The sequence below is a fragment of the Oikeobacillus pervagus genome (assembly GCF_030813365.1).
Classification (GTDB): Bacteria; Bacillota; Bacilli; order Bacillales; family DSM-23947; genus Oikeobacillus; species Oikeobacillus pervagus.
The window spans coordinates 1-14,441 of the sequence record NZ_JAUSUC010000020.1 but is presented as its reverse complement, the minus strand read 5'-3'; the positions used below and the strand labels follow the sequence as shown (position 1 = coordinate 14,441).

The following is a 14,441-nucleotide window of genomic DNA, read 5'->3' as shown; positions in this document are numbered from 1 at the left end:
TACGTTTTCTTGACGCTCCCATCAGTTGGGAGTAAAATAAACTTGTCACATAATTGTTATAATATGAATGCTGTTAGGAGCAGTGTGCGAAATTTGTCAAAAAGGGTCTCAAACAGCTTCATTGATTAAGGGGGGTAAATCATGGCTGGAAATCGTGAATTTTTTAACCGTAGGCTTCATTCTTTACTTGGTGTCATTCCTGTAGGACTATTCTTAACTCAGCATCTAGTTGTGAACCACTTTGCTACGAAAGGGGAAGAAGCATTTAACAATGCAGCTCATTTCATGGAAATGCTACCATTCCGTTATGTGTTGGAGATCGTTGTCATCTTCTTACCTTTGCTTTTCCACGCAATTTACGGATTGTATATTGCATTCACAGCAAAGAACAACGTAAATCGTCTTGGGTTCTTCCGTAACTGGATGTTTGTTCTACAACGTGTATCGGGGGTTCTTACTTTAATCTTCCTAGCATGGCACGTATGGCAAACACGAGTACAAGCAGCTTTTGGGGCGGATGTCAACTTCCAAATGATGGCAGATATTCTGTCAAATCCGTTTATGTTAGCTTTCTACATAGTTGGTGTTATTTCAGCAATTTTCCACTTTGCAAATGGTCTATGGTCATTCTGCGTTAGCTGGGGAATTATCATTTCACCGCGTTCACAAGTAATTTTCTCTTATGTGTCCGTAGTGGTATTTATAGCACTTTCAGTTGTAGGTGTTAGAGCCATTTTAGCATTTGTATAATTTTAATTTATCAAACTAATTTTTTTGAATAATGTAACGAACCATATGAACTTACTAATTAGTACGGATTTTGGGAGAAAAGGAGTGAGTCTCAATGAGTAAAGGAAAGATCGCCGTTGTGGGCGGTGGTTTAGCCGGATTAATGGCGACAATTAAAGCAGCAGAGGAAGGGACGCAAGTAGATCTATTTTCTTTAGTTCCAGTAAAACGTTCCCACTCTGTATGTGCTCAAGGTGGTATTAACGGTGCTGTTAATACTAAAGGAGAAGGGGATTCGCCATGGATTCATTTCGATGATACGATTTATGGTGGCGACTTTTTAGCAAACCAACCTCCAGTAAAAGCTATGTGTGAGGCTGCACCTGGAATTATTCATTTATTAGACCGTATGGGAGTAATGTTTAACCGTACTCCAGAAGGATTACTTGACTTCCGTCGCTTTGGTGGAACACAGCATCACCGTACTGCATATGCTGGTGCAACAACTGGTCAACAATTACTTTATGCACTTGATGAACAAGTACGTCGCCATGAAGTTGCAGGGCTCGTTAATAAATACGAAGGCTGGGAATTCCTTGGAGTTGTCCTAGACGATGAAGGAATTTGTCGTGGAATTGTTGCTCAAAACTTGACAAATATGGAAATCCAAACATTCCCTGCTGATGCAGTTATTATGGCATCTGGTGGCCCTGGTATTATTTTTGGTAAATCGACTAACTCAGTTATTAATACAGGTTCTGCTGCTTCAATCGTTTACCAACAAGGGGTTAATTATGCAAATGGTGAGTTCATTCAAATTCACCCAACAGCGATCCCAGGGGACGACAAGCTTCGCCTTATGAGTGAATCCGCTCGTGGTGAAGGTGGACGTGTATGGACATATAAAGATGGTAAACCTTGGTACTTCTTAGAAGAAAGATATCCTGCATATGGAAACTTAGTACCACGTGATATTGCTACTCGTGAAATTTTTAATGTATGTGTGGATATGAAGCTCGGTATTAACGGCGAGAATATGGTGTACTTAGATTTATCTCATAAAGATCCACATGAATTAGATATTAAATTAGGTGGAATTATCGAGATTTATGAGAAATTCACTGGAGAAGATCCTCATAAAGTTCCAATGAAAATCTTCCCTGCCGTACACTATTCAATGGGTGGACTTTGGGTTGATTATGAACAACAAACAAACATTCCTGGGTTATTTGCTGCTGGTGAATGTGATTATTCTCAACATGGAGGAAACCGTTTAGGTGCTAACTCCTTATTATCGGCGATCTATGGTGGAATGGTTGCGGGACCTAACGCAGTAAAATATATTGAGGGGTTAGAAAAAGGATCAGATGCAATTGCTTCTTCCGTATTCGACCGCTACAAAAAACAAGAAGAGGCTAAATGGAATGAAGTTATGTCTCTTGACGGAAAAGAAAATGCATATATGCTCCATAAAGAATTAGGGGAATGGATGACTAAGAACGTAACAGTTGTTCGTGAAAACAAAAAACTATTACAAACAGATGAAAAAATAGTTGAATTAATGGAACGCTGGAAAAACATCAACATCAATGATACATCCAAATGGAGTAACCAAGGTGCTACATTCACTCGTCAGTTAAAAAATATGTTACAACTTGCTCGTGTAATTACGATTGGTGCTTATAACCGTAATGAAAGCCGTGGAGCTCACTATAAACCAGAATTTCCTAAACGTAATGATGAGGAATGGTTGAAAACAACAATGGCGACATTTGCTGGAGAAGGAAATGCTCCTAAATTCCATTATGAAGATGTCGATATTTCATTAATTAAGCCGCGTGAACGTGACTACACAAAAAAACACTAAAAAGAAAGAGGAGACTAGATGATGAGTGAAAATAAAACAGTACGCTTCATTATTACTCGTCAAGACAATCCAGATTCTGCTCCGTATAAAGAAGAGTTCGAGATACCATATCGCCCTAACTTGAACGTTATTTCGGCGCTAATGGAAATTCGTCGTAATCCTGTCAATGCAAAAGGGGAAAAGACAACACCAATTGCATGGGATATGAACTGTTTGGAAGAAGTATGTGGAGCATGTTCAATGGTGATTAACGGTAAACCACGTCAGTCCTGTACAGCGTTAATCGATCATTTAGAACAACCGGTTCGTCTTGAGCCAATGAGCACATTCCCTGTTGTTCGTGACTTACAAGTTGACCGTAGCAGAATGTTTGACTCATTGAAAAAGGTAAAAGCATGGATTCCGATCGATGGTACCTATGATCTTGGAGAAGGACCTCGTATGCCTGAAAGAAAACGTCAATGGGCATATGAACTTTCTAAATGTATGACTTGCGGTGTTTGCTTAGAAGCATGTCCAAATGTGAATAGTAAATCTAACTTTATGGGACCTGCTATCTTTAACCAAGTGCGTTTATTCAATGCACATCCAACAGGTGCAATGAATAAAGACGAACGTCTAAATGCATTTATGCAAGATGGTGGAATGCAGAATTGTGGTAACTCTCAAAACTGTGTTCAAGCTTGTCCGAAAGGGATTCCAATTACAACATCTATCGCAGCGGTTAACCGTGATGCAACTGTACAAGCATTCCGTAACTTCTTTGGTAGTGACCGTTCCGTATAATACTATTAGAAAAGACCTTCAACTTTTGGTTGAAGGTCTTTTAATATTGTTTTTTTTAATATGGTGTGTCCCATGGTCAGTCAACATCAGCACGTAAAGGGCCTCGTCTCTAGTTTTCTTTATCTCAGTCAAAACTTGCGAAATCCGTATGCTAGAGATGCGACGCTTGCGCATTTGTTAAAAAAGAATATAATAGTAGGAAAATGAATATTGGTTCATATTATTAATGGAGGGATTGGATGAAAAAGATCGCTTATATCGAGGATTGGAATGCTTGGAATGAGAATTTTCACTTTTTTCAGAAGATTAAAGTAAGATTTTCTGAAACAGATATGTTTGGACACTTAAATAATACGGTACCATTCGCTTATTTCGAAGAAGCACGGATAGAATTCTTTGATCATGTTGGATTAATGCAAGAATGGTCTAAAGAGGAAAGTGAAGAGATTATTGTTGTAGCAGATCTTCAATGTGATTTTCTTCAGCAAGTATATTTTGGGGAAACATTAAAAGTATATGTTAAACCACATCAAGTGGGGAATTCATCTGTGGATCTCCATTATAAAGTATTGAATGAAAAAGAAGAGATATGTTTAACTGGTCGGGGAACGATTGTCCAAATTTCCAAGAAAACAGGTCGCTCAATGCCATTATCTAATGAATGGAAAAAGAAGCTCCAAAATCTAACTGAATTCTCCCCGTCTTGTTAAAAGCCTATTTACTAAACCTTGCCTTCGTGATGTCACTGAAGAGCCGCTGTATTCATATAATATGTTGACGACCGCAGTACCCATTCCTAAATTGTTTAGAGCTGGCGAAGGCAAGGAGGGTTACAATAGTTGAAGGATCATGATTTTGCACATAAACCATTATTAACTAAGAGAGAGAAAGAAGTTTTTGAGCTGTTAGTCCAAGACAAGACAACTAGAGAAATTGCGAAGGAGCTTTTTATCAGCGAGAAAACGGTTAGAAATCATATTTCAAATGCCATGCAAAAACTAGGAGTAAAAGGGCGTTCTCAAGCTGTAGTTGAACTCCTTCGAATGGGGGAGCTCAAGTTATAAAGTAAAACTTCATTCAGTAGGGGCTTAATCCCCCATTGAATGTGAGTCGAACGAACTACGCTCAAAATTTACATGTCTTGGCTTTCGCCTAAAATGACATATGATCTGTCCCTTTAAACCTTTACGGGCAATGACCTAACCATTCTTCTATAATTCCTCATCATTTCCTGAGTATGATTGATTGCTCGTCAAAAGTGGGATAAAAGATGCCCGGCCACTTTTTTAGCAGCTGGTTATCGAATTGATGCTTCTTACTTTTTTAGGTCATAATTCACCCCAACTAAAAACCTAAAACCTTTTAGCTTGGGGTGAAATGCCCTGAAATAGCCTCCCTCAATGTAAGAATGTTTGCATAATGTTTCAAACTATCAACCTTGCTTTTTTATGAAAAAAAAGAGAAAATATGATTAGCTATAAATGCAAAAGTGTTTTAGGGAGTGTCATTATGAAGTCTAAGGAAAGCATTGAATCTTTTACGTTAAATTGTGTGGCTGATATTGAAAAAGATTTAAGATACATAGCATGTATTATTAAGCAAAAAGGACGGGAGATATTAAATCAGTATAAAATCACCCCTCCACAATTTATTGCTTTGCAATGGCTTTTTGAAGATGGTGATATGACGATTGGGGAATTATCGTCGAAAATGTATTTAGCCTGTAGCACAATGACAGATCTTATTGATCGTATGGAAAAAAATCAATTAGTCGCACGGATGAAAGATTCTCAAGATCGAAGAGTAGTACGAATTCAATTGTTGGAAGAAGGAGAACGGATTATTGATGAAGTGATACAAAAACGTCAATTATTCGTTCAACAAACTTTGTCCGATTTCAATGATACAGAAATAATGTCCCTCAAAAACAACTTAATGAAAATGCATCAAGAAATGAAGAAAGATAGAGGCGAGATTTTTGAATAAACCAATTGGTGTAATTGATTCTGGGGTTGGGGGGTTAACAGTTGCAAAGGAATTAATGAGGCAACTTCCAAACGAGACGATTTATTATGTTGGAGATACTGCACGTTGTCCATATGGCCCTAGACCTGTTGAAGAAGTAAAAACATTCACATGGGAAATGACCCGTTATTTATTATTATATGATATAAAAATGCTTGTGATTGCCTGCAATACAGCAACAGCTGTTGTACTTGATGAGATTCGGTCAGAATTAAGTATTCCTGTCATTGGAGTTATATACCCAGGGGCAAGAGCAGCTATAAAAATGACAAGTAATGATCGCATTGGTGTAATTGGAACAATTGGTACGATTAATAGCAAGGCATATGAAAAAGCATTAAAATCCATTAATGAAAAATCAATTGTGTATTCACTTGCTTGTCCGAAATTTGTCCCCCTCGTAGAAAGTGGAGAATATAGGGGGGCTATGGCGAAAAAAATCGTAGCTGAAACTTTGTTGCCATTAAAATCCAAAAAACTAGATACATTGATTTTAGGATGTACACATTATCCTCTTCTAGAAACGATTATTGCAAATTTTATGGGCAAATCTGTTTCTGTCATCAGTTCTGGTGAAGAAACAGCAAGGGAAGTAAGTGCTATCCTTCATTATAAAGATTTATTAAATATGGAGAAAACCCGTTGTTCACATAAGTTTTTTACAACAGGTTCTGAGAAAATATTCTTCTCTATTGCCTCTGATTGGCTTCAAGATCGAACCATTGATGTACAAACGATTCGCTTAGCTTTTTAGCTAAGCGATTTTTTTAATTGAACAAAATACCTCTCCAACGGTCTAAATTAAAAGAATGGCTCGTATATATAGTACAAACTATCTTAGGAGGGGTATAGAATGTCTAAGAAGAAGATATGGGTGGCTGCAACCGTCGTGGTATCGTCGGTTTATCTTGCTGGTTGCGGCTTATTTGGGAATGAAGATAAAAAAGAAAAGATTGATCCGCCGCAAACCGTTTCCTATTTAAAAGAAGGTGAAGCATTACAAGAGCTAGAAAATAAAAACGAAACGAAAATGATAGAAAAAGATGAAAATATCGCAATGACTGAATTATATTTAATAGATAAAAATGGCTATGTCGTTTCGCAAACATTCCCACTCCCAAATACAAAAAGTCTTGCAAAGCAGGCATTGGAATATTTAGTTGCAGATGGACCGATTTCCAATATGCTACCAAATGGTTTTCGTGCAGTACTACCAGCAGGTACCCAAGTTTTAAGTGTAGATATTAAAGAAGGCAAAGCGGTCGTTGACTTTTCACCAGAGTTTAAGGAATACCAAGCAGACGATGAGGAACGCATTATTCAATCTGTCACATGGACACTTACTCAATTTGACTCCGTAGATGAAGTCGAATTACGAGTGAATGGTGAACGATTAAAAGAAATGCCTGTCAATGGGACAACGCTCGATCCAAAAGGGTTAAGTAGAGCAGTGGGAATCAATCATAATATTCAAGATGTCGTGGATATGTCCAATACTCGTGCAATTACCGTGTATTATATGGCTCAAAAGGATGATGGGTATTATTATGTACCTGTAACGAAGCGTGTGAGCAATCTTGAGAAGGATAATGTAACGGCGATTGTCAATGAGTTAGCAGAGGGTCCTGGTTTAAAATCTAACTTAGTGAGTGAATTTTTACCAGATGTCCAATTAATTGATAAGCCTGTAATAGATGATGGAAAAGTAACATTAAATTTTAATGAATCAATTTTAGGAAGCTTTGAAGAAAGAGTCCTCTCACAAAATTTATTAAATACCCTAGTCCTTTCATTAACAGAGCAAGAGAATATTAAAAGTGTAGCCATTCAAGTCAACGGAAAAACAAATTTTGTTAATGAAAAAGGGGAAAAAGTATCGGAATCTGTGACAAGACCAGAAAGTGTGAATACAGGTAGTTTTTAAAAAAAAATATTTGATATACTATATAGTAAAGAGTGGGGTCGGCACATTGCCACCTCCTTTTTACTGTTACAAGGAAAGAATTATAGCCTTTAAGGAGGAAGAAAATGCGTACTGATGGAAGAAAATTTGATGAACTTAGACCTATACATATTGAAAAGGATTATGTAAAACATCCTGAAGGCTCTGTTTTCATTACGGTGGGAGATACGAAAGTCATTTGTAACGCAAGTATAGAGGAAAGAGTCCCTCCGTTTATGCGTGGGGGTGGAAAAGGGTGGATTACGGCAGAATATTCTATGTTACCTCGTGCAACAGCAACACGTAATATTCGTGAATCCTCTAAAGGAAAAGTATCAGGAAGAACGATGGAAATCCAAAGATTGATTGGCAGAGCCCTTAGAGCCGTTGTTGATTTAGAATCAATGGGTGAAAGAACGATCTGGATTGACTGTGATGTCATCCAAGCAGATGGCGGAACAAGAACAGCTTCCATCACAGGTGCATTTGTTGCAATGGCGATTGCGATGGCAAAATTGTATACTGAAAAGGAATTAAAGAAATTTCCGATTACGGATTATTTAGCTGCAACAAGTGTCGGAGTGCTGGAAAACCACGGGGCTATTCTGGATTTGAATTATATTGAGGATAGCCAGGCAGAAGTAGATATGAATGTTGTGATGACTGGCTCGAATGAATTTGTCGAGCTTCAAGGTACAGGTGAAGAAGCCACTTTTTCTAATAAACAATTACAAGAGTTATTAATGTTAGCGGAAAAGGGAATTTCTCAATTAATCCAAATTCAGAAAGAAGTATTAGGGGAAATTGCCAATCAAATAACAGCAAAGTCGTGATGAATGGAGAAATAAAATGGATCAAGTCATAATTGCAACAAAAAATCAAGGAAAAGCAAAAGAATTCATTCAAATGTTCGAACCCTTTAGTGTGCAAGTAAAAACCTTATTAGATTTCCCAGAGTTTCCCGATATCGCGGAAACCGGGGAAACATTTGAGGAAAATGCTCAATTAAAAGCAAAAGCTGTTGCCGAAAGTATGCAGTCGGTTGCGATAGCGGATGATTCGGGATTAATCGTTGATGCTTTAGATGGCCGACCAGGGGTATATTCTGCAAGATATGCAGGACTCGATAAAAATGATGAAGCAAATATAGACAAAGTATTAAAGGAATTACAAGGAATCCCTTTTGAAAACAGGACAGCTCGTTTTTATTGTGCACTTGCCATTGCAATGCCAAACGGGAAAGTAAATACAGTTTCCGGTGCATGTGAAGGATATATTTTATCAGAGCGACGAGGAGAAAGTGGCTTTGGATATGATCCAATCTTTTACGTGAGACACTTCGGTAAAACATTCGCCGAATTATCTCCAAGTGAAAAAAACTCTATTAGTCACCGCGGACAAGCTTTAAAAGAGCTCGAGAAAAAAATAACGACATTTTTCGAAGGATGAATGAGGATGAAATTATTAGTCGTAAGTGATAACCACGGTTGGGGAGAAATATTGTCAGAAATAATGGCACGTTATAAAGGAAAAGTGGATGGGTTTTATCATTGTGGTGATTCTGAATTATATGATCATGATCCAGAAATGGCAGGATATACAACTGTTCGAGGGAATTGTGACACTGAGAACCGATTTCCGTATGAGCTTGTGGAAGTAATGGAAGGAAAACGTATATTTCTAACTCATGGTCATCGTTATCAAGTGAAAACAACGATGATGAATTTGCATTATAAGGCAAAAGAATATCGGGCAGATTTTGTGTTTTTTGGTCACACTCATATGTTAGGGGTCGAAAAGGTAGATGAAACCATATATTTGAACCCGGGAAGCATCTCCATGCCGAAAGGGAGAATGGAGAAAACCTATGCGATTGTTGAAGTAGGTCGAAAAGAAGTAATCATTCGGTTTTTTAATGACCTTCATGAGGAACTTCTTGATTTACAACAAATTTTCTCATTATAATAAATAGGGCAAGGAAATATTTGTTCCTTGCCCATTCATTATCCATCAGTTATTCTAAAATAATTTCCAAATAAATATTGACTTTCCGAATGTCAAAATATATAATAAAAAATGTCCTACTTAACAAGGTATGTCCCAGTAGCTCAGCTGGATAGAGCAACGGCCTTCTAAGCCGTCGGTCGGGAGTTCGAATCTCTCCTGGGACGCTTATAAATATGCAGAAAATCCTTTATATCGTACTGATATAAGGGTTTTTTGTATATTCAAAAGGATTCGAATCTAGAAAGTTCAAAATTTAATGAAATGATTATTCACAAGAAAGAGACGTCACAAACGTTGCGGATCTTTCTTGTTTTTATTTAAGTTGTATCCTTTCACTATTTTGTTTTTTGTTTTAAACGTGCTAAACTAATGGAAACTCAATCTTTAAAGGCGGTACACGCAAGAATGAGAAAAAGAAAAAGACATTTAATAAAGCAAGGGAATGTAATTGTATTTCCGGGTACAAATGAGAAGTTAATTGATAAAGGAATTGACGCACTTCAGAAGAAACAATATCGAGAAGCAGCAAATTTTCTAACAGAGGCACTTCAGCTTTCGAAGGATTCCGAAAATGGAGAAATTCAAATGGCTCTTTCGCTCGCTCTTTACGAAAGTTCCCAATTTGAGCAAGCGAAAAAAAATTGCAAAAACATGCTTCATGCAGGAATTGGCGACTATTATGACGTATTAGATTTATACATGCTTATTCTTATTCAATTAAAAGAATATGATGAAGTAGTAGCGACATTATCACCTATTATAGAAGAAGAGCAAATACCAGCCGAAAAACGTGATCATTTCATGAAGCTTTATCAATTGGGAGAGAAAATGGTCGATTATGAGGACGGGTCATACTCCTTGCCTTATAAAGGAAAGCTTTTTGATGAACAAGAAGATTTACATCAGCAAACAATGAAAATTGCTGAATTGCTTCATAGTAATATTATTCCTTATATAGAGGAACTATGTTCAATCTTACAAGATGAAAAGGCCCATCCTTTTTTGCAAAGTTTAATTTTGAACGTGCTAAAGGAGCATCGATACGATCAAAAAGTTTGTGTACGTAAATTTACCTTTTCTGATGAATTTATACCTAAACAATTACAAGATCCTTTTGAGACCCCATATTATCAAGAGGTTATACATAAATTAGAAGAGAAAATTGCTCATGATAATCCCATTTTCTTTCGTCAAATAAAGGAAATCGTTGATCGGCATTTCTTTCAATTATATCCGTTTTCCCCGCCCTTTTTTCCAGAGACTTGGATGAATGTGACTATTTTTTTAGCTAATCAATATTATGGTGAAGATCGAGATGACGGTCAATTGGAGGAGTTTGATGATCCAGAATGGGGATCATGTCTTGAACTTATGAAGAAATTAGATGAAATTTCTACCCCCATTCATTAGTTCTTTCTTGAAAGAGCATAATCGTGTGTTATAATGTAATGGTTGTAATATATCCTTTTCCTGTATATGTTCGGTTTGTTCATAATTACAAGGAATGATTAGAAAATGAATCATTTTCTACTTATAATTTATAGATTGTTGGAGGGAACTGTATGTCTGCTAAATGGGAAAAACTAGAAGGGAACCAAGGGGTTCTGACTGTTGAAGTAGATGCGGAAACGGTTAACGAAGGTTTAAACACTGCATTTAAAAAGGTTGTCAAACAAATAAATATTCCAGGATTCCGTAAAGGAAAAGTGCCTCGTGCAATGTTTGAGAAGCGTTTTGGAGTAGAGTCTCTTTACCAAGATGCATTAGATGTCATTCTTCCAGAAGCGTATTCAAGTGCTGTTGAAGAAACAGGAATCGAGCCAGTCGATCGCCCTGAAATTGACATTGAGCAAATAGAAAAAGGAAAAGAGCTTATTTTTAAAGCAACTGTTACAGTGAAACCAGAGGTAAAACTTGGAGAGTATAAAGGGTTAGAAGTTGAAAAAATGTCTACTGAAGTAACAGAAGAAGACGTAGAAAACGAATTGAAAACTTTACAAGAACGTCAAGCTGAGCTTGTTGTGAAAGAAGAAGGAAAAGCGGAGAATGGCGACACAGCTGTGATCGACTTTGAAGGCTTTGTGGATGGAGAGGCTTTTGAAGGTGGACAAGCTGAAAACTATTCACTTGAGCTTGGTTCAGGTTCTTTTATCCCAGGTTTTGAAGAACAATTAGTTGGCGTTGCTACTGGGGAAGAGAAGGATGTTGAAGTTACTTTCCCTGAAGAATACCATGCTGCTGATTTAGCTGGAAAACCTGCTACATTTAAAGTAAAAGTTCATGAAATTAAAGCGAAAGAACTTCCTGAGCTTGATGATGAATTTGCAAAAGATGTAGATGATGAAGTGGAATCATTAGCAGAGCTTAAAGAAAAAATCCAAAAACGTCTTGAAGAACAAAAGAAAAACGAAGCAGAGCAAAAATTGCAAGACGAACTAGTACAAAAAGCTACAGCGAATGCAGAAATTGATCTTCCTGAAGTGATGATTGAAAACGAAATTGATCGTATGTTACAAGAATTTTCACAAAATCTTTCAATGCAAGGAATGACACTTGATCTTTACTATCAATTCTCAGGTCAAAGTGAAGCAGACCTTCGCAACCAAATGAAAGAAAATGCTGAAACTCGTGTGCGTACAAGTCTCACTTTAGAAGCCATTTCTGTTGCAGAAAGCTTAGAGGCTTCTGACGAAGAAGTAGAAAAAGAATTAAATAAAATGGCTGAACAATACAATATGGCTGTAGAAGATATCAAAAAAGCACTAGGAAATGCTGAAGGATTAAAAGGTGACTTGAAAATCCGTAAAGCAGTGGATTTCTTAGTTGAAAACAGCAAAACAGTTGCATAATTTGAGCAACTAATTCATGATAGAAAGTAAACCTAACACATCAACGAAACAATGAACATAAGTACATTTAACATAATAAAAACAAGGCGCGATTACCGTGCCTTGTTTTTACAACCTATACATAATAATTGCCTATTTTTTTCAAAATGTTAATTCCTAATAGTTGGTTATAGTCAGGCCTGTAACACATACTATAGAAGAAAGCCTTTCATTTCTTCAAAATAGGAAAATATGTTACAATGCAATACATAACATTTAAGGGTATAATCGTCTTTTTTTTTATATCGAAATAAGGGGTGACAATGAATGTTCAAGTTTAACGATGAAAAGGGTCAATTGAAATGTTCCTTTTGTGGCAAAACGCAAGATCAAGTCCGTAAATTAGTTGCTGGACCTGGTGTATATATTTGTGATGAATGTATTGAACTGTGCACGGAAATTGTTGAAGAGGAACTAGGTACTGAAGAGGAAGTTGAATTTAAAGATGTACCTAAACCTAGGGAAATTCGTGAAATTTTGGATGAGTATGTAATTGGCCAAGATCAAGCGAAGAAATCATTATCTGTTGCTGTATACAACCATTACAAAAGAATTAACTCGAACAATAAGGTAGATGGAGTAGAGTTATCTAAAAGTAATATTTGTTTAATTGGACCTACAGGTAGTGGGAAAACATTGCTTGCACAAACATTAGCGAGAATCTTAAATGTCCCTTTTGCCATTGCTGATGCTACATCTTTAACTGAAGCTGGCTATGTAGGAGAGGATGTAGAAAATATTCTTCTCAAGTTAATTCAAGCTGCAGATTATGATGTCGAAAAGGCTGAAAAAGGGATTATCTATATTGATGAAATTGATAAAGTGGCTAGAAAATCTGAGAATCCTTCTATCACAAGAGATGTATCGGGTGAAGGGGTTCAGCAAGCTTTGTTGAAAATTTTAGAAGGTACTGTTGCAAGTGTTCCGCCACAAGGTGGTCGTAAGCATCCACATCAAGAATTTATTCAAATCGATACTACCAATATTTTATTTATTTGTGGTGGCGCATTTGATGGAATAGAACAAATTATTAAACGCCGACTTGGTCAAAAAGTGATCGGATTTGGTTCTGATGTGAAGCAAGAAGAGGTTGAAGATAAAGAACTATTAGCAAAAGTCGTTCCAGAAGACTTATTGAAATTTGGATTGATTCCAGAATTCATCGGTCGTTTACCTGTGATTGCAAGTTTAAAACAATTAGATGAAGAAGCGTTAATTCAAATTTTAACACAACCAAAAAATGCCCTAGTTAAACAATATCAAAAAATGTTAGAGCTTGATGAAGTTGAGCTTGAATTTAAAGTGGAAGCCTTAAAAGAAATTGCGAAAAAAGCCATCGAACGTAAAACAGGTGCTCGTGGTCTTCGTTCCATCATTGAAAGCATCATGTTAGAAGTGATGTTTGACTTGCCTTCTCGTGAAGATATTACGAAATGTATTATCACAGAAGAAACCGTAACGGAAAATAAATCTCCGAAATTATTACGTGAAGATGGAACAGAAGTGGATGTTTCATCGGGGCGTAAAACATCAGCATGATTAAAAGTTTGTTTAAACCAGATAAGCAACTTTTCACTAGTTGTTTACCTGGTTTTTTTGTTTAGGGAACCTTTAGGATTGCGGACGGGAATCCTCTACCTCTTTAGAGGAGAGATGAGAGTCCGCTTTTCCCGAATCCCCCTTGCGGGGATTACAGGGGAAAATTTCTATCTTTTTTCAATGACTATATGTAGTTGGAAATTACCGATATAATAGACGTTAAATATGGTTTTAAGTTATACTATATGTATGAAAAAATCTACCATAAAACATGCTCGAACCTGTGTCTACAATGTCAATTATCACATCGTTTGGTCTGTAAAATACCGAAGAAAAGTGCTCACTTCCGAGATAGAAAGCTACTTGAAAGACCTTTTCCAAGAGATCGCACAAGAAAAGGAGTTTGAAATCGCTATGATGGAAGTCGGCGAACAAGACCACATTCACGTTTTTGCTTCTGCCCATCCAAAGATCGCTCCCTCGTACATTGTGAAAATGCTGAAAGGGATTTCTGCCCGTAAACTGTTTTTGAAATTCCCACAACTGAAAAAGGGGCTACGGGGCGGTCATCTTTGGAACAGTAGCTTTTACATTGAAACCGTTGGCTCAATCTCAGAAGATGTCATTCGCAAGTACATCGAAAATCAGAAGAAAGGAG

15 protein-coding genes and 1 tRNA gene are annotated in these 14,441 nt (G+C 36.9%); all 16 read left to right on the top strand.

Going from position 1 to position 14,441, the window contains the following annotated elements; genetic code table 11:
• The first annotated feature begins 141 nt into the window (after positions 1–141).
• Positions 142–750: a succinate dehydrogenase cytochrome b558 subunit gene (locus J2S13_RS09125; RefSeq protein WP_307257433.1), complete on the top strand. Its 609-nt coding sequence runs from the start codon at positions 142–144 to the stop codon at positions 748–750.
• Positions 751–844: 94 nt separating this feature from the next.
• Positions 845–2,596, top strand: coding sequence for a succinate dehydrogenase flavoprotein subunit (gene sdhA / locus J2S13_RS09120; protein WP_307257431.1), 1,752 nt, complete (start codon positions 845–847; stop codon positions 2,594–2,596).
• A gap of 21 nt (positions 2,597–2,617) precedes the next feature.
• Positions 2,618–3,382 (top strand): succinate dehydrogenase iron-sulfur subunit, encoded by a 765-nt coding sequence (gene sdhB, locus J2S13_RS09115; protein WP_307257430.1) that lies wholly within the window; start codon positions 2,618–2,620, stop codon positions 3,380–3,382.
• A gap of 239 nt (positions 3,383–3,621) precedes the next feature.
• Positions 3,622–4,092, top strand: coding sequence for an acyl-CoA thioesterase (locus J2S13_RS09110; RefSeq protein ID WP_307257429.1), 471 nt, complete (start codon positions 3,622–3,624; stop codon positions 4,090–4,092).
• A gap of 129 nt (positions 4,093–4,221) precedes the next feature.
• Positions 4,222–4,446, top strand: coding sequence for a helix-turn-helix domain-containing protein (locus J2S13_RS09105; RefSeq protein WP_307257428.1), 225 nt, complete (start codon positions 4,222–4,224; stop codon positions 4,444–4,446).
• Between the two features lie 445 nt (positions 4,447–4,891).
• Entirely contained in the window at positions 4,892–5,368 is a 477-nt protein-coding gene (locus tag J2S13_RS09100; RefSeq protein WP_307257426.1) for a MarR family winged helix-turn-helix transcriptional regulator, read from the top strand.
• Positions 5,361–6,161: a glutamate racemase gene (racE, locus tag J2S13_RS09095; protein WP_307257425.1), complete on the top strand. Its 801-nt coding sequence runs from the start codon at positions 5,361–5,363 to the stop codon at positions 6,159–6,161. Before J2S13_RS09100 ends, racE begins: the two co-directional genes overlap by 8 nt.
• A gap of 99 nt (positions 6,162–6,260) precedes the next feature.
• Complete coding sequence (locus J2S13_RS09090; protein ID WP_307257424.1) at positions 6,261–7,331, top strand: GerMN domain-containing protein; 1,071 nt, start codon at positions 6,261–6,263, stop codon at positions 7,329–7,331.
• A 104-nt stretch (positions 7,332–7,435) separates the two neighbouring features.
• Complete coding sequence (rph, locus tag J2S13_RS09085) at positions 7,436–8,182, top strand: ribonuclease PH (protein ID WP_307257423.1); 747 nt, start codon at positions 7,436–7,438, stop codon at positions 8,180–8,182.
• 16 nt (positions 8,183–8,198) lie between these two features.
• A complete protein-coding gene (locus J2S13_RS09080; RefSeq protein WP_307257422.1) occupies positions 8,199–8,798 on the top strand; it encodes an XTP/dITP diphosphatase in 600 nt (199 codons plus the stop codon).
• A gap of 6 nt (positions 8,799–8,804) precedes the next feature.
• Positions 8,805–9,314, top strand: coding sequence for a metallophosphoesterase (locus J2S13_RS09075; protein WP_307257421.1), 510 nt, complete (start codon positions 8,805–8,807; stop codon positions 9,312–9,314).
• Positions 9,315–9,446: 132 nt separating this feature from the next.
• A tRNA-Arg gene (locus tag J2S13_RS09070) sits at positions 9,447–9,520 on the top strand.
• Positions 9,521–9,761: 241 nt separating this feature from the next.
• Positions 9,762–10,766, top strand: coding sequence for a tetratricopeptide repeat protein (locus J2S13_RS09065; protein WP_307257420.1), 1,005 nt, complete (start codon positions 9,762–9,764; stop codon positions 10,764–10,766).
• Between the two features lie 152 nt (positions 10,767–10,918).
• A complete protein-coding gene (gene tig / locus J2S13_RS09060) occupies positions 10,919–12,205 on the top strand; it encodes a trigger factor (RefSeq protein ID WP_307257419.1) in 1,287 nt (428 codons plus the stop codon).
• Between the two features lie 306 nt (positions 12,206–12,511).
• Positions 12,512–13,783: an ATP-dependent protease ATP-binding subunit ClpX gene (gene clpX / locus J2S13_RS09055; protein WP_307257418.1), complete on the top strand. Its 1,272-nt coding sequence runs from the start codon at positions 12,512–12,514 to the stop codon at positions 13,781–13,783.
• A 249-nt stretch (positions 13,784–14,032) separates the two neighbouring features.
• On the top strand, positions 14,033–14,441 hold a 409-nt coding region (tnpA, locus tag J2S13_RS09050), incomplete at its 3' end, for an IS200/IS605 family transposase (protein WP_307257417.1).

What these genes read in the sequence shown, in the direction of transcription:
- tig (WP_307257419.1), top strand. Translation starts at nt 10,919, where the DNA reads ATGTCTGCTAAATGGGAAAAACTAGAAGGGAACCAAGGGGTTCTGACT.
- J2S13_RS09090 (WP_307257424.1), top strand. Translation starts at nt 6,261, where the DNA reads ATGTCTAAGAAGAAGATATGGGTGGCTGCAACCGTCGTGGTATCGTCG.
- J2S13_RS09080 (WP_307257422.1), top strand. Translation starts at nt 8,199, where the DNA reads ATGGATCAAGTCATAATTGCAACAAAAAATCAAGGAAAAGCAAAAGAA.
- J2S13_RS09065 (WP_307257420.1), top strand. Translation starts at nt 9,762, where the DNA reads ATGAGAAAAAGAAAAAGACATTTAATAAAGCAAGGGAATGTAATTGTA.
- J2S13_RS09075 (WP_307257421.1), top strand. Translation starts at nt 8,805, where the DNA reads ATGAAATTATTAGTCGTAAGTGATAACCACGGTTGGGGAGAAATATTG.
- clpX (WP_307257418.1), top strand. Translation starts at nt 12,512, where the DNA reads ATGTTCAAGTTTAACGATGAAAAGGGTCAATTGAAATGTTCCTTTTGT.
- J2S13_RS09110 (WP_307257429.1), top strand. Translation starts at nt 3,622, where the DNA reads ATGAAAAAGATCGCTTATATCGAGGATTGGAATGCTTGGAATGAGAAT.
- rph (WP_307257423.1), top strand. Translation starts at nt 7,436, where the DNA reads ATGCGTACTGATGGAAGAAAATTTGATGAACTTAGACCTATACATATT.
- sdhA (WP_307257431.1), top strand. Translation starts at nt 845, where the DNA reads ATGAGTAAAGGAAAGATCGCCGTTGTGGGCGGTGGTTTAGCCGGATTA.
- sdhB (WP_307257430.1), top strand. Translation starts at nt 2,618, where the DNA reads ATGAGTGAAAATAAAACAGTACGCTTCATTATTACTCGTCAAGACAAT.
- J2S13_RS09125 (WP_307257433.1), top strand. Translation starts at nt 142, where the DNA reads ATGGCTGGAAATCGTGAATTTTTTAACCGTAGGCTTCATTCTTTACTT.
- J2S13_RS09100 (WP_307257426.1), top strand. Translation starts at nt 4,892, where the DNA reads ATGAAGTCTAAGGAAAGCATTGAATCTTTTACGTTAAATTGTGTGGCT.